Origin of the sequence: Streptomyces sp. NBC_00078 (assembly GCF_026343335.1) — a bacterium.
Taxonomy (GTDB): Bacteria; Actinomycetota; Actinomycetes; order Streptomycetales; family Streptomycetaceae; genus Streptomyces.
On record NZ_JAPELX010000001.1, the window covers coordinates 6,049,632 to 6,068,010 of the forward strand.

At 72.0% G+C, this 18,379-nt stretch carries 15 protein-coding genes; 10 read left to right on the forward strand and 5 right to left on the reverse strand.

All coding sequences use genetic code 11. The annotated features are described in order from the left end of the window. Nucleotides 1–264: 264 nt before the first annotated feature. Entirely contained in the window at nucleotides 265–3,060 is a 2,796-nt protein-coding gene (locus tag OOK07_RS28555) for a DEAD/DEAH box helicase (RefSeq protein ID WP_266802054.1), read from the reverse strand. A gap of 472 nt (nucleotides 3,061–3,532) precedes the next feature. On the opposite strand from OOK07_RS28555, the gene OOK07_RS28560 reads away from it, so the two are divergent. Further along, a complete protein-coding gene (locus OOK07_RS28560; protein WP_266684552.1) occupies nucleotides 3,533–4,270 on the forward strand; it encodes a ferritin-like fold-containing protein in 738 nt (245 codons plus the stop codon). A 175-nt stretch (nucleotides 4,271–4,445) separates the two neighbouring features. Here the strand turns inward: OOK07_RS28560 and OOK07_RS28565 are convergent, their stop codons facing one another. The 4 genes from OOK07_RS28565 to OOK07_RS28580 form a co-directional block, all read right to left on the reverse strand. Then, nucleotides 4,446–4,715, reverse strand: coding sequence for a hypothetical protein (locus OOK07_RS28565; RefSeq protein ID WP_266802055.1), 270 nt, complete (start codon nucleotides 4,713–4,715; stop codon nucleotides 4,446–4,448). 194 nt (nucleotides 4,716–4,909) lie between these two features. Beyond that, nucleotides 4,910–5,137, reverse strand: a complete 228-nt coding sequence (locus OOK07_RS28570) for a DUF3107 domain-containing protein (RefSeq protein WP_142142321.1) — start codon at nucleotides 5,135–5,137, stop codon at nucleotides 4,910–4,912. A gap of 156 nt (nucleotides 5,138–5,293) precedes the next feature. Then, nucleotides 5,294–5,938, reverse strand: a complete 645-nt coding sequence (locus OOK07_RS28575) for a TetR/AcrR family transcriptional regulator (RefSeq protein ID WP_266684554.1) — start codon at nucleotides 5,936–5,938, stop codon at nucleotides 5,294–5,296. A 205-nt stretch (nucleotides 5,939–6,143) separates the two neighbouring features. Further along, nucleotides 6,144–6,368, reverse strand: a complete 225-nt coding sequence (locus OOK07_RS28580) for a hypothetical protein (protein ID WP_266684556.1) — start codon at nucleotides 6,366–6,368, stop codon at nucleotides 6,144–6,146. 164 nt (nucleotides 6,369–6,532) lie between these two features. Between OOK07_RS28580 and OOK07_RS28585 the strand changes: the two genes are divergently transcribed. The 9 genes from OOK07_RS28585 to OOK07_RS28620 all read left to right on the forward strand — a co-directional run bounded on the left by OOK07_RS28585 (nucleotide 6,533) and on the right by OOK07_RS28620 (nucleotide 18,309). Further along, nucleotides 6,533–7,600: an alpha/beta fold hydrolase gene (locus OOK07_RS28585; RefSeq protein WP_266799301.1), complete on the forward strand. Its 1,068-nt coding sequence runs from the start codon at nucleotides 6,533–6,535 to the stop codon at nucleotides 7,598–7,600. Between the two features lie 518 nt (nucleotides 7,601–8,118). Next, nucleotides 8,119–9,276 (forward strand): DUF3152 domain-containing protein, encoded by a 1,158-nt coding sequence (locus OOK07_RS28590; protein WP_406312494.1) that lies wholly within the window; start codon nucleotides 8,119–8,121, stop codon nucleotides 9,274–9,276. A gap of 56 nt (nucleotides 9,277–9,332) precedes the next feature. Continuing rightward, on the forward strand, nucleotides 9,333–9,425 hold the full coding sequence (locus OOK07_RS43320; protein ID WP_323178133.1) for an Ms4533A family Cys-rich leader peptide: 93 nt from the start codon (nucleotides 9,333–9,335) through the stop codon (nucleotides 9,423–9,425). Between the two features lie 185 nt (nucleotides 9,426–9,610). Next, complete coding sequence (locus OOK07_RS28595) at nucleotides 9,611–11,338, forward strand: ABC transporter substrate-binding protein (RefSeq protein ID WP_266799302.1); 1,728 nt, start codon at nucleotides 9,611–9,613, stop codon at nucleotides 11,336–11,338. A 4-nt stretch (nucleotides 11,339–11,342) separates the two neighbouring features. Continuing rightward, on the forward strand, nucleotides 11,343–12,359 hold the full coding sequence (locus OOK07_RS28600; protein WP_266799304.1) for an ABC transporter permease: 1,017 nt from the start codon (nucleotides 11,343–11,345) through the stop codon (nucleotides 12,357–12,359). After that, on the forward strand, nucleotides 12,356–13,354 hold the full coding sequence (locus OOK07_RS28605; RefSeq protein ID WP_266799305.1) for an ABC transporter permease: 999 nt from the start codon (nucleotides 12,356–12,358) through the stop codon (nucleotides 13,352–13,354). Before OOK07_RS28600 ends, OOK07_RS28605 begins: the two co-directional genes overlap by 4 nt. Beyond that, complete coding sequence (locus OOK07_RS28610; RefSeq protein ID WP_266799306.1) at nucleotides 13,351–14,943, forward strand: dipeptide ABC transporter ATP-binding protein; 1,593 nt, start codon at nucleotides 13,351–13,353, stop codon at nucleotides 14,941–14,943. The genes OOK07_RS28605 and OOK07_RS28610 overlap by 4 nt, the downstream gene beginning before the upstream one ends. A gap of 190 nt (nucleotides 14,944–15,133) precedes the next feature. Beyond that, nucleotides 15,134–16,867 carry a DUF3492 domain-containing protein gene (locus OOK07_RS28615; protein ID WP_266799307.1) on the forward strand — a complete coding sequence of 578 codons (1,734 nt, stop codon included), beginning with the start codon at nucleotides 15,134–15,136 and terminating at the stop codon, nucleotides 16,865–16,867. Further along, nucleotides 16,864–18,309 (forward strand): hypothetical protein, encoded by a 1,446-nt coding sequence (locus OOK07_RS28620; RefSeq protein ID WP_266799309.1) that lies wholly within the window; start codon nucleotides 16,864–16,866, stop codon nucleotides 18,307–18,309. Before OOK07_RS28615 ends, OOK07_RS28620 begins: the two co-directional genes overlap by 4 nt. The last annotated feature ends 70 nt before the right edge of the window (nucleotides 18,310–18,379 follow it).

Genomic DNA, 18,379 nt, shown 5'->3' on the forward strand with positions numbered 1-18,379 from the left:
GCGACGGTGACGAGGAAGGGGACGGGCTGGGGCATCCGGGGTGGCTTGCGACTGTCGTGGAGGGGAGTGAGGCGGTCTGTCAGGCGGTCTGTCAGGCGGTCTGTCCGGGCGGCGTCGTGGGAGGGGGACGGCGGTCTGCCCGGGAGGGTGGGGCCACGACCGCCCTCACCGTGAGGCTGGGCCGGGGGCACGTGTGAAGGCAGGTGCCGGAACGCCGACGGCCCGGTCCACACGAGGTGGACCGGGCCGTCGGGGAGGGAGGGATCAGCTCTCCGCGGGCTCCGCTGCGGCCGTGGCCTTCCGCGGACGGCGCGTCCTGGGCTTGACCTCGGCCACGTCCGCGTTGGCCTCGGCGGATGCCGTGGCCTTGCGGGCGCGGGTGCGGGGCTTGGCCTCGGGCTCCTCCGCGGCCTGCGCCGGGATCGCGGCTACGGCGGCGGCAGCCTTGCGGGTGCGGCGCGGCTTGGCCTCGGTGGCCTCGGCCGTGTCGACCGCGGAGGCCGCTGCCTTCCGCGTGCGGCGAGGCTTGGTCTCCTCGGCGGTGTCCGAGGCGGCAGCCGCCGTCGCCTTGCGCGTACGGGTACGCGGCTTGGCTTCCGTGGCCTCGGCCGCGTCCACCGGGGTCTCGGTGGCGGCGGCCGTCTTGCGGGTGCGGGTACGGGGCTTCGCCTCGACCGCTTCGGCGGTGTCGACCGCGGCTTCCGCCGCAGCCGCCGCCTTGCGCGTCCGGCGCGGCTTGGCCTCGGTGGCCTCCGGCGCCGCAGCGACGTCGGCGGACTCGGCGACCTTGCGCGTACGCCGACGGGGAGCTGCTGCCTCGGTGGTTTCCGAGGCGGCCTCAGCCGTCTTGCGGGTGCGGGTGCGCGGCTTGGCCTCGGTGGCCTCGGCCGTGTCGACCGCGGCCTCCGCCGCAGCCGTGGCCTTGCGGGTCCGGGTGCGCGGCTTGGCCACGGGCTCCTCGGCGGCCTGCGCCGGGATCTCGGCGACGGCTGCCGCCTTGCGTGTCCGGGTACGGGGCTTCGCCTCGACCGCTTCGGCGGTGTCGACGGCGGCCTCGGCGGCAGCCGTCGTCTTGCGCGTACGGGTACGGGGCCCGGCTTCCGTGGCCTCGGCCGTGTCGACCGGGGTCTCGGTGGCGGCGGCCGTCTTGCGGGTGCGGGTGCGCGGCTTGGCCTGCGTGGCCTCGGCCGTGTCGACCGTGGCCTCCGCCGCTGCCGTCGCCTTGCGGGTGCGGCGGCGCGGTGTGGTCTCGGCCGGCTCCGGGGCGGACTCGGTCGTTCCCTCGGCCGTGTCGACCGCGGCCTGGGCGGCAGTCGTCGCCTTGCGGGTACGGCGGCGCGGGGTGGCGGCGGGAGCCTCGGGCTCGGAGGCCGCCACGGCTGCCGGAGCTTCCGTGACCGACGGCGTCTCCTGGACGACCGGCTCCGCTGCCGTCGTCTCCGCGGACTTGCGGGTGCGGCGGCGACGCGAAGTCACCGGGGCCTCGGGGGCGGCGTCCAGGGCAGGGCCTTCCGCCGTCGTGACGGCGGCTTCCGCGGCCTCGGGCGCCGCGGCTGCGGCCACCACCGGCTGCGACCCCGAACCGCTGCGGGTGCGGCGACGGCGACGCAGGGTGCGGGGGCCGGAGGCCTCCTCGGGCGCCGAGACCTCCGTGGAGACCTCGGCAGAGATCTCAGGAGCGGCCGTCGCGTCCGCGGTCGACCCGCCGCGCGTACGGCGGCGACGACGCGGCGTACGATCCGGGCGCTCACGCTCGGCGGACCGGGACTCACCCCGGCCCCCTCGCTCGTCCCGGCCACCGCGCTCGTCCCGGCCACCGCGCTCGTCCCGGCCACCGCGACCGCGGCCACCGCGTGCGCCGCGGCCGCCGGTCTCGCCCAGGTCTTCGAGCTCCTCCGCGTCGAGCCCCGCGCGAGTGCGGTCGGCACGCGGCAGGACACCCTTGGTGCCCGTGGGGATGCTCAGCTCCTCGTAGAGGTGCGGGGAGGTGGAGTACGTCTCCGGCGGGTCGTTGAAGCCCAGGTCCAGCGCCTTGTTGATGAGCTGCCAGCGCGGGATGTCGTCCCAGTCGACGAGCGTGATCGCGATGCCCTTCGCACCCGCGCGGCCCGTACGGCCGATGCGGTGCAGGTACGTCTTCTCGTCTTCCGGCGACTGGTAGTTGACGACGTGCGTCACGCCCTCGACGTCGATGCCGCGGGCGGCGACGTCGGTGCAGACGAGGACGTCCACCTTGCCGTTGCGGAAGGCGCGCAGCGCCTGCTCGCGGGCACCCTGGCCGAGGTCGCCGTGGACCGCGCCGGCCGCGAAACCGCGCTGCTTGAGCTGGTCGGCGAGGTCGGCCGCGGTGCGCTTCGTACGGCAGAAGACCATGGCCAGGCCCCGGCCGTCGGCCTGCAGTATGCGGGCGACCAGCTCGGGCTTGTCCATGTTGTGCGCACGGTAGATGTGCTGCTTGGTGTTCGCGACCGTCGCGCCCTCGTCGTCCGGCGAGGTGGCGCGGATGTGCGTGGGCTGCGACATGTAGCGGCGCGCGAGACCGATGACCGCACCCGGCATGGTCGCCGAGAACAGCATCGTCTGGCGGCGGGGCGGCAGCATGTTGATGATCTTCTCGACGTCGGGCAGGAAGCCCAGGTCGAGCATCTCGTCGGCCTCGTCGAGGACGAGTGCCTTGATGTGCTTGAGGTTGAGCTTCTTCTGGCCCGCGAGGTCCAGAAGGCGGCCCGGGGTGCCGACGATCACGTCGACGCCTCGCTTGAGGGCCTCCACCTGGGGCTCGTAGGCCCGGCCGCCGTAGATGGCGAGAACGCGTACGTTGCGCACCTTGCCCGCGGTCAGCAGGTCGTTGGTGACCTGCGTGCACAGCTCGCGGGTGGGGACGACGACGAGCGCCTGCGGGGCGTCGGTGAGGTCGTCGGGCTTCGCGCGGCCCGCCTCCACGTCCGCGGGGACGGTGACGCGCTCCAGGAGCGGAAGACCGAAGCCCAGCGTCTTGCCGGTGCCGGTCTTGGCCTGGCCGATGACGTCCGTGCCCGAGAGGGCGACGGGGAGGGTCATCTCCTGGATGGGGAAGGGGTTGATGATGCCGACGGCTTCGAGGGCCTCGGCGGTCTCGGGAAGGATGCCGAGATCTCTGAACGTGGTAGTCAGGGTGCTGCCTCTTCTGTGTGCGCGGTGCGAGGCGAGCGCGGGGGTCTTTGACGGACCGTGCCGGGGGACGTCGGCTGCCTTACGGGACTTGCCGTAACGCACGGGACCACTGCCGACGCTCTAGCGCTCGTACCGCTGAGGGATGTCCCTCCGGGCGCCGTACGCGATGTGCCGTACGACAAGGAGGGCTGTCGGGTCGGAGCCGATCGGGCCACCGACCGGGCATCCTCATACGTGCGGCCCGTCGAGTAGTCGGCAGGCGCATTACCACCATACCCCGGAATCTCGCACATGCGGTGGCCGATTTGGTCACGTAGCCGCCATCACACTGATTGACCAGGGACTTCCGCGGCCCGGCAAGCGGACTATTGTGCGCTTCATGACGACGCCTGACAACACCTCTGACGCACCCGCCGAGCACACCGCAGTGGCCGCCCAGGACTGGGACCGGTCGTCCGCGGACCCCCAGTACCGCGCCGCGGTCGTCGACCTGCTCGGTGCGCTCGCGTACGGCGAACTCGCGGCATTCGAGCGGCTCGCGGAGGACGCCAAGCTGGCGCCGACGCTGGCCGACAAGGCGGAGCTGGCGAAGATGGCGTCGGCCGAGTTCCACCACTTCGAGAGGCTGCGCGACCGGCTCGCGGAGATCGGCGAGGAGCCCACGCAGGCGATGGAGCCGTTCGTCGCCGCGCTGGACGGCTTCCACAAGCAGACGGCGCCCTCGGACTGGCTGGAGGGGCTGGTCAAGGCGTACGTCGGCGACTCGATCGCCAGTGACTTCTACCGGGAGGTCGCGGCCCGGCTCGACTCGGACTCGCGTGAGCTCGTGCTGGCCGTTCTGGACGACACCGGGCACGCCGGCTTCGCCGTGGAGAAGGTGCGGGCCGCCATCGACGCCGATCCGCGCGTGGGCGGCCGGCTCGCGCTGTGGGCGCGGCGGCTGATGGGCGAGGCACTGTCGCAGTCCCAGCGGGTGGTCGCGGACCGGGACGCGCTGTCGACGATGCTGGTCGGTGGTGTGGCCGACGGGTTCGATCTCGCCGAGGTGGGCCGGATGTTCTCGCGGATCACCGAGGCGCACACGAAGCGGATGGCTGCGCTGGGCCTGGCCGCGTAGCCCCGCGGCGGCTCGGCCGGGTGCGCGGCCGCGGTGGGCGAGGGCCGCGGCGGGGTGAGTGAGGGCTGCGGCGGGATGGTGGCCGGCGCAGCCCCTGCGGCGCAGCCACAGATCGATACAGCCCCGCGCCCCTAGGGGCGTCGTCCACGCCGTCGCTCGAACCGGCGCCGTGTGCCTACGCCGGTGCCGAGCGGCGGCGGAGTCTTCCCGCCGGGCGCAGCAGCAGTGACAGGGAGGCGGTCGAGACGATCGCCGCGCCGATCACGACGAGCAGCGGGTAACCGGGGTCGAAGGCGCTCTCGGTGACGAAGGCACCGAAGAGGGCTCCGGTGACACCCGTCGCCAGCACGAGCGAACGGGCGGGCAGACGGTGGGAGAGACGGCGGTCCGCGCCCCAGGCCAGCACGAGGCCGAGCAGGGCGGAGCCGAGCGCTTCGAACAACATCATGAGGGTCCCTCCCACGGCCACACTGCGCGTCACGGTGCGTATCACGGTCGTAGCCCGTCATACCCGTGACCTGCGGAATGCAATCCTCCCCTGTGCGCGAGTTGTGCTCCAGATGTGGAGAAAAAAACTTGCGGACATCGAGAAGGGGTCCGGCAGCCGATGGCCGCCGGACCCCCTCTCGCGATGTGTGCCTACAGCGCTCCGAAGCCCACCTTGCGCGGGGCCGGCTCGCCGAGCTCGACGTAGGCGAGGCGCTCGGCCGGGACGAGGACCTTGCGGCCGTGCTCGTCCACGAGGGTCAGCAGCTGCGACTTCCCGGCAAGTGCCTCGGCCACGATCCGCTCGACCTCCTCGGCACTCTGACCGCTCTCCAGAACGATCTCGCGGGGCGCGTGCTGCACGCCGATCTTGACCTCCACGGCTAAGTCCCTCCGACGGTCGGTGAAGTGCGCGACCTTTACGCGCCGTACCCAGCACACATTAGCCCGGTGAGGGGACGTACACGCTCCGCCCCGGAACGCCAAGAGCGAACAGGTGACGGGAACAAACGCCCGGCGGAGGGGACCGCCGCGCCGTCAGTGGTGCTGATCGGTGCCGTGCAGCGGGAAGCCCGCGATTCCGCGCCAGGCCAGTGAGGTCAGCAACTGCACCGCCTGGTCGCGCGGCACGCTGCGGTCGCTGTGCAGCCACGAACGGGCCACCACCTGGGCGAGACCGCCGAGGCCGGAGGCCAGCAGCATCGACTCCGCGCGCGAGAGGCCGGTGTCCTCGGCGATGACCTCGCAGATCGCCTCCGCGCACTCGGTCGTGACCTTGTCGACGCGCTCGCGCACTGCGGGCTCGTTCGTCAGGTCCGACTCGAAGACCAGGCGGAAGGCGCCGCCGTCGTCCTCGACGTACGCGAAATAGGCGTCCATCGTCGCCCGTACGCGCTGCTTGTTGTCGGTCGTCGACGCGAGCGCTTCGCGTACCGCCCCGATCAATGACTCGCAGTGCTGGTCCAGCAGGGCGAGATAGAGGTCGAGCTTGCCCGGGAAGTGCTGGTAGAGCACCGGCTTGCTGACGCCGGCGCGCTCGGCGATGTCGTCCATGGCGGCCGCGTGGTAGCCCTGCGCCACGAAGACTTCCTGGGCGGCGCCCAGCAGTTGGTTCCGTCGGGCACGGCGCGGCAGGCGCGTGCCTCGCGGGCGTGCTGCCTCTGTCTGCTCGATGGCTGTCACGCCGCCTCCCAAATTCGTCCACATGCGGTGTGCGCCGCGCCGCCATCGTACTTTTCGGTAACCCTGGTGTGCGCGGTGCGAGCGCAGAATTTCACGGACCGGACGGTGGCGAAAGCAGCGCAGACGGTTTCAAACCGGATCGAAACGGGCAACACGCCGCCTCGTTCCAGCTCAGTGGCGCCCTCCGGCGCTTCCGTATCCCTCGTCAGCGGTAATCGTCCTCGTCGATCGAGACGACGCGGCGCTGCTCGACGATGTCGGCCTCGTTCGCCTTGGCCGGATCCACGTCCTCAAGAGGGTCGTCGCGCTCCGATGTCAGGCCCGCAAGCTGTTCCGCGGTGTCGTTCTCCGGGGCCTCGACGTCGATCTCCTTGGCTTCCTGCGTGTCGTCGACCTCGAACGTCTCGGGATCGGTGGGGTCTACGGCCATGGTTGGGCTCCCTTCCTACGAATGTCCCTGAAAGAAGCAGGGGCCACAGCGGGTGCCCTCAATACGAGCCTAGGAGACACGGCATTCGGACGCTATGCGGTGTGCGCGCGATCTGTGACGGCGAACACACGAGCCACTGCGTGATCGTCTCGTAACATTGCCGCATGTCTTCGACCGAGCTGCCGTCCGTGCCGGCAACCAATGTGCTCCCGAAGGTGGCGCCCGTCAGGGTCGCGGAGGGCGAGCGGCTCAGGTCGGTCGGACTGCCGGGGATCACGCTGACGGTGCGGTCGAGACCACCGACGCGCGAGGGGCTGCCGCCCGCGTTGTACGTCCACGGGCTCGGCGGTTCCTCGCAGAACTGGTCGGCGCTGATGGAGCAGCTGGAGGGGGTCGTCGACGGCGAGGCCGTCGACCTGCCCGGATTCGGCGACTCCCCGCCGCCGGACGACGGCGACTACTCGGTCTCCGGGCACGCGCGCGCGGTGATCCGCTTCCTCGACGCGTCCGGCCGTGGGCCGGTGCACCTCTTCGGCAACTCGCTCGGTGGCGCCGTCACCACCCGCGTCGCGGCACTGCGCCCCGACCTCGTACGGACGCTCACGCTCGTGTCGCCGGCACTGCCGGAGATCCTCGTCCAGCGGACGGCGGTACCGACGGCGCTGCTCGCGCTGCCCGGGGTCACCGGCCTGTTCACCCGGCTCACCAGGGAGTGGACCGCGGAGCAGCGGGTCCACGGGGTGACGGCGCTGTGTTACGGCGACCCGGGACGGGTATCGCCGGAGGGTTTCAGCAACGCCGTGGAGGAGATGGAGCGGCGCCTTCAACTGCCGTACTTCTGGGACGCGATGACACGTTCCGCGCGCGGGATCGTGAACGCGTACACGCTGGGCGGCCAGCACGGGCTGTGGCGCCAGGCCGAGCGCGTCCTCGCCCCGACCCTGCTCGTGTACGGCGGCCGGGACCAGCTCGTCGGCTTCCGCATGGCCCGGAGGGCGGCTCGCACCTTCCGCGACTCCCGCCTGCTCACCCTGCCGGAGGCGGGGCACGTGGCGATGATGGAGTACCCGGAGACGGTGGCCCGGGCCTTCTACGAACTTCTCCGCGATGCAGGCGAGTTGGCGGCGGGCCTTCCATCCGGGGAGCCGGCCGTCAAGGGCTCGGCCTCCGCCGACGGCGGTGACGCGGTCGTCGGCGACGGCGAGACCGCTGCCGAGAGCACGGGGAGCTGAGGGCCGACGTGGGACGCCACAGCCGCCGCGGAGGCCCGGCCTCCGCGAAGAGCGCCGGGGACATGGGCGAGGGGCGGGAAACCGGGGGCTCCGGGGCGCCCGAGGCCGCTGCGGGTCCCGGGAGGGACGGGGCTTCCGCCGGTTCTGCGGGATACGCGGCTCCTGCGGGGCCTGGGGGAGCCGGAGCTTCTACGGCGCCCCGGGCTGCCGGGGGGCGTCGTGACGCCCGGGACTCGGAAGGGCCGGTGCCGCAGGGGCAGGGGCAGGGGCCGCAGGGCGGTGCCGGTGGGCGCCGGGTACCCGGGCCGCCGTCCGGGCAGCAGCCCCCGGCGTACGGGGCGCCGGGGAGGGCGGGGGGCACGCCCGGCCGTGGGGCCCCGCGGCCGGCGGACGGGACGCCGGCACATGGGGTGCCGCGGTTTGCGGACGGGACGCCGGCACATGGGGTGCCGCGGTTTGCGGACGGGACGCCGGCACATGGGGTGCCGCGGTTTGCGGACGGTACGCCCGCGCGTGGGGTGCCGCTTCTTCCTGACGGCACACCCGCACGTGGCGTTCCCCGGCTCGCCGACGGCACCCCCGCCCGTGGCACGCCCCAAGTCCGTGGTGGTCACCCCGAGCAGCGTGAAGGCGGCGGCGGGTGGGGCGAGCTGAGGCAGTCAGGCGTCTCCATACCGCGGCAGCGGCAGGCGCCGCCCGGGGGGCCGCGGCAGGACTACGTCGACGCCTTCGGCGAGGACGACGACGTCTTCGCGCCTCGCAACGCCGCCTCCGCACACGCCTCCCACCCGTACGCCTCCGTCACCGACCGGGATCCCGGCGCCGGTGTCGGTGTATCCGCCGAGACCGACGACGACCCGCCGACCGGCGTGCCGGCGCAGGCCAAGGGCGGCAAGGGGCGGACGTTCACCGGAATCGCGGCCGCCGCCGTCACCACGGTGCTCGCCGTGATCGTCGCCGGGCAGGTCGCGAACGGACGCGAAGACGACGCCGGAGGAACGCGGTCGGCCACCGACCAGGCGCGGGACGCCCGGGGCTCGGACTCGCGGCCGTCCTCGTCGCCGAGCGTGGCGACGTTGACCTATGCGCAGGCGATGGGGGAGAAGTACCCGCTCGGCGCGACGCTCAAGGGGCCGGGGAGGTTCGACGCGGTCCCCGGGTTCGACAAGGCGCCGGGCACGGGACAGAAGTACACCTACCGCGTGGACGTGGAGCAGGGGCTCGGGCTCGACGGCGAACTGTTCGCCCAGGCCGTGCAGAAGACGCTCAACGACAAGCGGAGCTGGGCCCACAACGGCGCCCGCACCTTCGAGCGCATCCATACCGGCAAGCCCGACTTCGTGATCACACTCGCCAGCCCCGGGACCACGGCGAAGTGGTGCGCAAAGTCCGGCCTCGACACCACCGAGGACAACGTCTCGTGCGACTCGGCCTCCACCGAGCGCGTGATGATCAACGCCTACCGATGGGCGCAGGGATCCAAGACCTATGGTGATCAAATTCACGCCTACCGGCAGATGCTGATCAATCACGAGGTCGGTCACCGGCTCGGCCACGGCCATGTCACCTGCAGCAAGAACGGCCAGCTCGCGCCGGTCATGCAGCAGCAGACCAAGTTCCTCGACCATGACGGAATCCACTGTCTGCCCAACCCCTGGCCGTATCCCGGGAGTTGACGGACGCCTCATATGTCACGTTGACATGCGCAGAAAGTTCGTAGATATTTCTGGGCATGTCGACCCCCTACGCCTCCGCACGCGCAGCCATCGAGCTGGCGCTGATCGGCGTGACCCCGCTCTGCGTGGCCGACATCCTCTGTCGCTGACGTTCGCCCTCAGGCGTTCGCGTCGCGATCTTCTTCCTCCTCCGTGACCCGGTCACGGTTTTCGACGACCTGACGCCCGGGCAGACGTCTGTTCACTTTCGTCTCACTCCTCGTCAATCCGTCTCATCATTCGAGCAAGCCCGGTTTCACCGTAGCTCGGACCACTTCGAGAGGTCGTCCATCCGATGCGTCAACCGTCCGTCAGAGTGCGCCGCGTGGCCGCGGCATCCGTAGGCCTGGTTCTGGCGGCGGGTGCCGCCGCCTGCGGGCCGAAGGACAACGATGCCAAGGGCACCGGTGGCGACTCCACCCCCCACAAGGGCGGCACGCTCACGGTCCTGAACTCCGAGGCCCAGACGGACTTCGACCCCGCGCGTCTGTACACCTCCGGCGGCGGCAACGTCCCGTCCCTGGTCTTCCGTACGCTCACCACCCGCAACCGCGAGAACGGCGCGGCCGGCGCCAAGGTCGTCCCGGACCTCGCCACTGACACCGGGCGCCCCAACAAGGACGCGACCGTGTGGACGTACACCCTGAAGAAGGGCCTCAAGTACGAGGACGGCACGCCGATCACCTCCGCCGACATCAAGTACGGCATCGAGCGCTCCTTCGCGCCCGAACTGTCCGGTGGCGCCCCCTACTTGAGGGACTGGCTGGTCGGCGCGGCCGGCTACGAGGGCCCGTACAAGGACAAGAAGGACACGAAGGGCCTGAAGGCGATCGAGACGCCGGACAGCCGGACCGTCGTCTTCCACCTGAACAAGCCCGAGGGCGAGTTCCCGTACCTGGCCACGCAGACGCAGTTCACACCCGTACCCAAGGCCAAGGACACGGGTACGAAGTACGAGGAGCACCCGATCTCGTCCGGCCCGTACAAGGTCGTCAAGAACGAGAACGACGGTGAGCACCTCGTCCTGGAGCGCAACGCGTACTGGTCCACGGCCGTGGACGACGAGCGCAAGGCCTACCCCGACAAGGTCGACGTGCGGTCCGGTCTGGACTCGTCCGTGATCAACCAGCGGCTGTCCGCGTCCCAGGGTGCGGACGCGTCCGCCGTCACGACGGACACCAACCTCGGTCCGGCCGAGCTCGCCAAGGTGTCGGGCGACAAGGCCCTGGCCGCGCGCGTCGGCACGGGCCACTTCGGCTACACGAACTACATAGCGTTCAACCCGACCGTCAAGCCGTTCAACAACGTCAAGGTGCGGCAGGCGATCTCCTACGCCATCGACCGGTCGTCGGTGATCAACGCGGCCGGCGGTTCCGCGCTCGCCGAGGCGGCCACCACCTACCTGCCGAACCAGAAGTCCTTCGGCTACACGCCGTACGACCTCTTCCCTGCGGGCCCGGCCGGCAACGCCGCGAAGGCCAAGCAGCTGCTGGCCCAGGCGGGTTACAGGAACGGGCTCACGATCACCCTGAGCCACTCCAACGCCAAGGACTTCGAGACCAGCCCGGAGATCGCGACCTCGATCCAGGACGCGCTCAAGAAGGCCGGCATCACGGTCAAGCTGCAGGGCCTGGAGGACAACGACTACCGGGACAAGATCCACAACGTGAAGACCGAGCCCGGCTTCTTCCTCGCCCGCTGGGGTGCCGACTGGCCCTCCGGAGGCCCCTTCCTCGCCCCGATCTTCGACGGCCGGCAGATCGTCAAGGACGGCTCGAACTTCAACAACGGCCTGTTGAACGACAAGTCGGTCAATGACGAGATTGACGCGATCAACAAGTTGACCGATCTTGACGCGGCCGCCAAGAGGTGGGGTGCACTGGACAAGAAGATCGGTGAGCAGGCCCTGACCGTGCCGCTGTTCCACCCCGTCTACAAGCGCCTGGTCGGCAGCGACATCAAGAACGTCGTGATCAGTGACTGGACCGGCGTGCTGGACATCTCGCAGGTCGCGGTGAAGTAGCGCCGTGAGCGAGGCACTTGTCGCCACCCAGGTCCCCGAGGTGTCCCCCTCGGGGACCTCGGGGGCCCGTCAGTTCTGGCGGCGGCTGCGTACGCAGCGCGCCGCCCTCGTCGCGGCGGCCGTCGTCGCGCTGCTGGTCCTGCTCGCGCTCGCCGCGCCGCTGCTCACCGCGATCGAGGGGCAGGACCCGACCACGTACCATCCCTCCCTGGTGGACTCCGCGCGCGGTGGCGTGCCGATCGGATCCTTCGGAGGGATGAGCGGGGACCACTGGCTCGGCGTCGAACCGCAGACCGGACGCGACCTGTTCGCGCGGCTGGTCTACGGCGCCAGGGTCTCCCTGGGCGTCGCGCTCGCCGCCACCGCCGTGCAGGTCTTCCTCGGTGTCGTCGTCGGCGTCGCGGCCGCGCTCGGCAGCCGATGGGTTGATCAACTGTTGAGCCGGCTCGCGGACATCATCGTCGCCCTGCCATTGATGATCATGGCGTTGGCTCTGCTGGCCATCGTGCCCAGCAGCTTCCCGAGGCCGGTGCTGGTCGCGCTCATCATCGGCTTCGTCGCCTGGGGCACCATCGCCAAGATCGCGCGCGCCGCGACGCTCAGCCTGAAGGAACTCGACTACGTCTCCGCCGCCCGGCTCAGCGGCTGGAGCACCTGGCGGATCGCCCGCCGGGAACTGCTGCCCGGGCTCGCCGCGCCCGTCATCACCTACGCCGCGCTCATGGTCCCGGCCAACATCGCCATCGAGGCCTCGCTGTCCTTCCTCGGCGTCGGTGTGAAGCCTCCGACGCCGTCCTGGGGACAGATGCTCACCTCCGCCAACGTCTGGTACCAGGCCGCCCCGCAGTACCTGCTGCTGCCGGCAGGCGCGCTGTTCGTGACCGTGCTCGCGCTCACCGTCCTCGGCGACGGCATCCGCACCGCCCTGGACCCGCGCGCGGCCTCCCGCCTGCGCGTGGGCACGGGCCGCAAGCAGGAGGCCAAGGCGGACACGAGCGCCGGGCAGGAGGCGCGCTCATGAGCGGCTTCGCCGGTTTCGCGCTGCGCCGGACCGTGGGCAGCGTGATCACCCTGCTCGTCATCTCGGTGATCATCTACGTCGTCTTCTACGCCACTCCCGGCAACGTCGCCCAGATCACCTGCGGCCCGCGCTGCTCACCGGAACAGGTCCACCAGGTCGCCCAGCAGCTCAAGCTCGGCGATCCGCTGTACCTGCGCTACTGGCACTTCCTGGAAGGCATCGTCGTCGGCCAGGACTACTCGACCGGCACGTCCGTCGAACACTGCTCGGCACCCTGCCTGGGGCTCTCGTACCAGACCGACCAGCAGGTCACCCGGATCATCCTGACGAAGCTGCCCGTCAGCCTGTCACTGGTGGTCGGAGCGATGGTCCTCTGGCTCCTGCTGGGCGTCGGCACCGGGGTGCTCTCCGCCTGGCGGCGCGGCCGGTTCACCGAGCGTGCCCTGACCGGAATCACCCTCGCGGGCATCTCCACACCCGTCTTCGTCATCGGCCTCGTCCTGATGATCGTGGTCTGCGGGCAACTGGAGCTGCTGCCCTTCCCGGAGTACGTCTCCTTCTCCGGCGACCCCGAGCAGTGGGCCTGGGGCCTGCTGCTGCCCTGGTTCACCCTCGCCCTCAGCGAGTCGGCCTACTTCGCCCGGCTCACCCGGGCGTCGATGCTGGAGACGCTCGCCGAGGACCACATCCGCACCTTCCGCGCCTACGGGGTGGGCGAGCGGTCCATCGTGGGCCGGCACGCCCTGCGGGGCGCCATGGCACCGATCATCGCCCTGAACGCCAACGACTTCGGCAGTGCGGTGGGCGGCGCCGTGCTCATCGAGTCGCTCTTCGGGCTGCCCGGCATCGGCCAGGAACTGGTGCATGCCGTGACCGTCGTGGACCTCCCGGTCGTCGTCGGCATGGTCCTGGTGATCGGCTTCTTCGTGGTCCTCGCCAACGCCGTCGCCGACGTGCTGTACGCGGTGGCCGACCGACGGGTGGTACTGACGTGAGTCTCGTCCAAGTCACGGATCTGTCCGTCGAGTTCGGGGACCTCAGGGCCGTCGACGGCCTCTCCTTCAGCCTGGAACAGGGCGGCGCCCTGGCCCTGGTCGGCGAGTCCGGCTCCGGCAAGTCCACGGTCGCCTCGGCCCTGCTGGGGCTGCACCGCGGGACCGGCGCGCGGGTCGGCGGCTCGATCGAGGTCGCGGGCGTCGACGTACAGCAGGCGTCCGAGGACGGCCTGCGGCGGCTGCGCGGCGCGAAGGCGGCCATGGTCTTCCAGGACCCGCTGTCGTCCCTCGACCCGTACTACGCGATCGGCGACCAGATCGCCGAGGTGTACCGCGTGCACACGCGCGTGTCGCGACGAGCGGCACGCGCGCGTGCGACGGAAGTACTGGACCGGGTGGGAATTCCGGACGCACGGCGCCGGTCGCGGTCCCGTCCGAACGAGTTCAGCGGCGGCATGCGGCAGCGCGCGCTCATCGCCATGGCGCTGGCCTGCGAGCCCGGCCTGCTGATCGCCGACGAGCCGACCACCGCGCTCGACGTGACCGTCCAGGCCCAGATCCTCGACCTGCTGCACACACTGCGCGAGGAGACCGGCATGGGGCTGCTGCTCGTCACGCACGACGTGGGCGTGGCCGCCGAGAGCGTCGACGAGGTGCTCGTCATGCGGCACGGGCGCGTGGTCGAACACGGGCCGGTCGGCACCGTACTGGGATCGCCCGCCCAGGCGTACACCCGCGAACTCCTCGGTGCCGTCCCGCGCGTGGACGCGCCGCGCGCGCCCTCGCAGGCGTCCGACGAGGTCGCCCTGGAGGCGAAGGGCCTCAGGCGCGAGTTCGGGCGCGGCAAGCGGGCGTTCGCGGCCGTGGACGACGTGTCGCTGACCATCCACCGGGGCGAGACCCTCGGCGTCGTCGGCGAGAGCGGCAGCGGCAAGACGACCCTGGGGCGCATGCTGGTCGGGCTGCTGGAGCCGACCGCGGGGGCGGTCCGCTACGACGGGCACGCGCGCGTGGGCGTGAACCCGGCCGTGCAGATGGTCTTCCAGGACCCCGTCTCCTCCCTCAACCCCCGCCGCAGCGTGGGCGAGTCGATCGCCGACCCGCTCCGCGCACGTCGGGAGCGGGACGAGAAGCGGATCAGGGGGCGCGTGACGGAACTGCTGGAGCGCGTGGGGCTCGACGGGGCGCACTACGACCGCTACCCGCACGAGTTCAGCGGTGGCCAACGCCAGCGTGTGGGCATCGCGCGGGCGCTCGCGGCCGACCCGCGCGTCATCGTCTGCGACGAGCCCGTCTCCGCGCTGGACGTGACGACGCAGGCCCAGGTCGTCGCCCTCCTCGGTGAACTCCAGCGAGAACTCGGGCTCGCGCTCGTCTTCGTCGCGCACGACCTCGCCGTCGTCCGTCAGGTCAGCGACCGGGTCATGGTGATGCGCGGCGGCCGGATCGTCGAGTCCGGACCCGCCGACGAGGTGTACGACAACCCCCAGGACCCGTACACCAAGCAGCTCCTGGCCGCCGTGCCGGCACTCGACCCCCAGGTCGCGGCCCGGCGCAGGGCGGCACGGCGGGATCTGGCCGCAGCTTGACGTAACGTAACTGCTTGATCTCTTAGCGCGATCGAACGCGGCCCGCACGGGAAAGTTACGAGCGTTCACCCCTTCTGGTGGTGCGACGGACAACCGTCCGCCGCACCACCGCCTTGTCCGCATACGTTCTTCCCGCTGCGAGCCGCCGGGTCAACGGCGGCTCTCCAAACGGGAGATCGGGGGTGCGCTCGTGCGCATCGGACTGCTTACGGAGGGTGGCTATCCGTATGTGAGCGGTGACGCCAGGCTCTGGTGCGACCGGCTCGTGCGCGGGCTCGGGCAGCACGAATTCGACCTCTACGCGCTCAGCCGCACCGAGCGTCAGGAGGACGAGGGCTGGATCCCGCTGCCGCCGCAGGTCAGCCGCGTGCGTACGGCGCCGCTGTGGACGGCCGACGACGACGGGGTCCGGTACGGGCGGCGGGCGCGCCGACGGTTCGCCGAGTGCTACGGCGAGTTGGCGACCGCGCTGTGCGCGGGGAGCGCCGGGGATCCTTCCGAGGCGTCCGGGAAGGCCCCCGCCGCTGAGGCGGACCGTTTCGGCAGCGCGCTGTACGGGCTCGCCGAACTCGCCCGCGACGAAGGCGGGCTGGTGAGAGCACTCCGCTCCGAGACCGCCGTACACGCCCTGGAACGCGCGTGTCGTGCGCCCGGAGCCCTGAGGGCGGCGCGCGAGGCGCGCGTACCGGATCTGCTTGCCGTCGCCGCACATCTCGAACTCGCCCTGCGCCCCCTCTCGCTCGACTGGTACAAGGACGACGGGCTCGGCTCGGTCGACCTGTGCCATGCGACGTCCGGCGGCCCCGCGGCCCTGCCCGGCCTGCTCGCCGGCCACTTCCACGGCGTACCCCTGCTGGTGACCGAGTACGGTGTCCGGCTGCGCACGCACTACCTGGCCGCCACGGACGCTCCGCCCGCCGTACGGTCCCTGCTCGCCTCCTTCCACGGCAGGCTCGCCGCCGAGATCTACGACCGGGCCGAGGTCGTCACGCCCGGCAACGCGCACGCCCGCCGCTGGCAGGAGCGCTGCGGTGCCGACCGCGCGAAGCTCCGCACCGTCTACCCGGGCATGGAGGCCTCCCGTTTCGCGGAGGTGGGCGAGTCCCCGGACTGCGCGGACCCCTTCACCCTGGTCTGGGTCGGCCGCGTCGAACCCGCCAAGGACCTGGTCTCGTTGCTGCACGCCTTCGCGGAGATCCGCAAGGAGGAGCCGAAGGCCCGGCTGCGGATCGTCGGCACACCGGCCGGCGCCGAGGGCGAGGCCTATCTCGGGCACTGCCGGGTGCTGGCCGCGCAGCTCTTCCCCGACGAGGCCGAAGGGCTGCACTCCGTCGGAGACAACCCCGTCTCCTTCCAGGAGGTCGGCGGCCCGGAACTCCCGGACCTCACCGACGCGTACGCCGCCGGCGCCGTCACCGTCCTGTCCAGCGTCGTCGAGGGATTCCCGATCAGCCTGGTCGAGGCCATGTTCTGCGGCCGCGCGACGGTCTCCACGGACGTCGGCGCGGTCGTGGAGATCATCGGAGGCACGGGGCTCGTCGTACCGCCGCGCAACCCGCGGGCGCTCGCCGAGGCGTGCCTGGCGCTCCTGCGCGACCCCGAGCGCCGTGAGCGCCTGGGTGCCGCCGCACGCGCGCGTGCGCTCGAACTGTTCACCGTCGAGCAGAACACCACGGCATTTCACGGCATTTACCTGGAGATCGTCTCGCACGCGCCGGTGCGCCGCGTCGTCCTCGACGCCGCCGGCGAGCCCCTGCCCTTCGCCGCCCCCGCCGAGGCCCATGTGCCCGGCCGCTGGACCGACCCGGCAGCACGTGTCGTGGCCCGCGGCGGACCCGGCTGGGCGGCGGCGGACGCGCCGGGACGCGCGACGCCGCCGACGCCGGCCAGGCCCGCGATGCCGGCCACGGGGGGTGCGCGATGAGCGACTTGGGGGCACTGGACTGTCCCGGCGTGCCGGACAGCCCCGGAGCCTGGCACGAACGGTCGCAGGGGTGGCTCGCCGAGGAGACCTCCACCGTGGAGGGCGCCGGCGGCGAAGCGGCGCCGGGTCTGCCCTACGGCGATGGGACACCGGCGCGCGGGGGCGGCGAGGCGGAGGCCCCGGTGCGCGGGGGCGGGGACGTGGAGACGCCGGTGCGCGTGGGCGCCGGCACCGAAGCGCCCGTACGCACGCGTGCCGACGCCGACGCCGATACCGACGCTCCGGCACTCGCGCGCGCCGATGCCGACGCCCAGGCCGCCCGGCGGCAATCCGCGCCCCGGCGGGCCGGCGCCGACCCGGTGAAGGCGTTGATGCACCGTCACCGTGAGCTGTGCGAGCGGGCGGTGGACTCCTTGGAGATCGCAGCGGGTCTCGAAGCCCACGGCGTCACGGACCGGACCGCCACGCGCTTCCGACACCGGGACGTCTTCTCCCTGGCGGAGGAGATGTACGCGCGCGCGGGCCGCGACGACGCCCCCGCCTACCCCGCACCCCTCAACGCTCCCCGGGCGCGCGCCGACTGGGCCCTGCTCACCCTCCTGCCCGGAGCACTGTGCGCCGCGACCGTGGCCGCCCTGCACCTCACCCACGGACAGTCCCGAGCGATCGCGGCCGGCGTCGGCGTCCTCGCCGTGGCCCTCGCCCTGCGCACCGCGCTCTCCCGCGGCCCCCTCGGCGCCGCGAACCGCACGCCCCCGGGATCCGCCCTGCACGGGTCCGGCAGCCGAGTGTGGACGTACTGTCTCGTCGCCTACGCCGTCCTCGGAGACGGCCTCCTGCGCGCGGCCCTCGCCGGAGGCCCCGACGGCCCGCCCACCGGCAGCGCCGACGGCCCCTGGCCCGTCACCACGGCCCCCGTCCTGGCCCTCACCCTGTCCTGCGCTCCCGCCGCCTGGTGCGCCCACCTGTTCGCCGCACGCGCCCGTCGCAGACTGACCGCGAGCCGCGGCCTGGAGGAGTTCGCCGCCTCCGTACGGCCACTGCTGCTCGGCACGTTCGCCCTGTTCCTGTGCGCCCTGACGGCCCTGCTCGCCCTGTGCGGCACAGCCCTGGGCGAGAGTGCGGCCTACGCCCAGACCGTCACCCTGGGCGCCCTGCTGCTCCTCGCCCGCCTCCTCACCACACACGGCTTCGCCCATGTTCCGGCGCTCGCCCTCACCGCCACGGCCACGGCCGAGGCGACCGCCCTGGCCACGGTCTTCACCGGCCGCCTGCCCGGGTGCGGCTTCCTCGCCGTCCCCGTGGAAACCGTGTCCGACGCCTGGGGCCCCGGCAGCGTCCCCGCGCTCGCCTGCGGGGCGGCCGCCCTGGCCCTGCTGATCCACTCGGCCGGCACCCTTGCCCGGGCTTCGGCCCACGCCCCCGAGGACCGGCCGTGCTGACGCGCCGGACAACCCCGGAGTACCTCCACGAGTCGCCCCCAGCCCGGCGAGCTTCGGTCCGCACCATGCC

What these genes read in the sequence shown, in the direction of transcription:
- OOK07_RS28555 (WP_266802054.1), bottom strand. Translation starts at nt 3,060, where the DNA reads ATGACCCTCCCCGTCGCCCTCTCGGGCACGGACGTCATCGGCCAGGCC.
- OOK07_RS28585 (WP_266799301.1), top strand. Translation starts at nt 6,533, where the DNA reads ATGTCTTCGACCGAGCTGCCGTCCGTGCCGGCAACCAATGTGCTCCCG.
- OOK07_RS28595 (WP_266799302.1), top strand. Translation starts at nt 9,611, where the DNA reads ATGCGTCAACCGTCCGTCAGAGTGCGCCGCGTGGCCGCGGCATCCGTA.
- OOK07_RS28580 (WP_266684556.1), bottom strand. Translation starts at nt 6,368, where the DNA reads ATGGCCGTAGACCCCACCGATCCCGAGACGTTCGAGGTCGACGACACG.
- OOK07_RS28560 (WP_266684552.1), top strand. Translation starts at nt 3,533, where the DNA reads ATGACGACGCCTGACAACACCTCTGACGCACCCGCCGAGCACACCGCA.
- OOK07_RS43320 (WP_323178133.1), top strand. Translation starts at nt 9,333, where the DNA reads ATGTCGACCCCCTACGCCTCCGCACGCGCAGCCATCGAGCTGGCGCTG.
- OOK07_RS28620 (WP_266799309.1), top strand. Translation starts at nt 16,864, where the DNA reads ATGAGCGACTTGGGGGCACTGGACTGTCCCGGCGTGCCGGACAGCCCC.
- OOK07_RS28605 (WP_266799305.1), top strand. Translation starts at nt 12,356, where the DNA reads ATGAGCGGCTTCGCCGGTTTCGCGCTGCGCCGGACCGTGGGCAGCGTG.
- OOK07_RS28565 (WP_266802055.1), bottom strand. Translation starts at nt 4,715, where the DNA reads ATGTTGTTCGAAGCGCTCGGCTCCGCCCTGCTCGGCCTCGTGCTGGCC.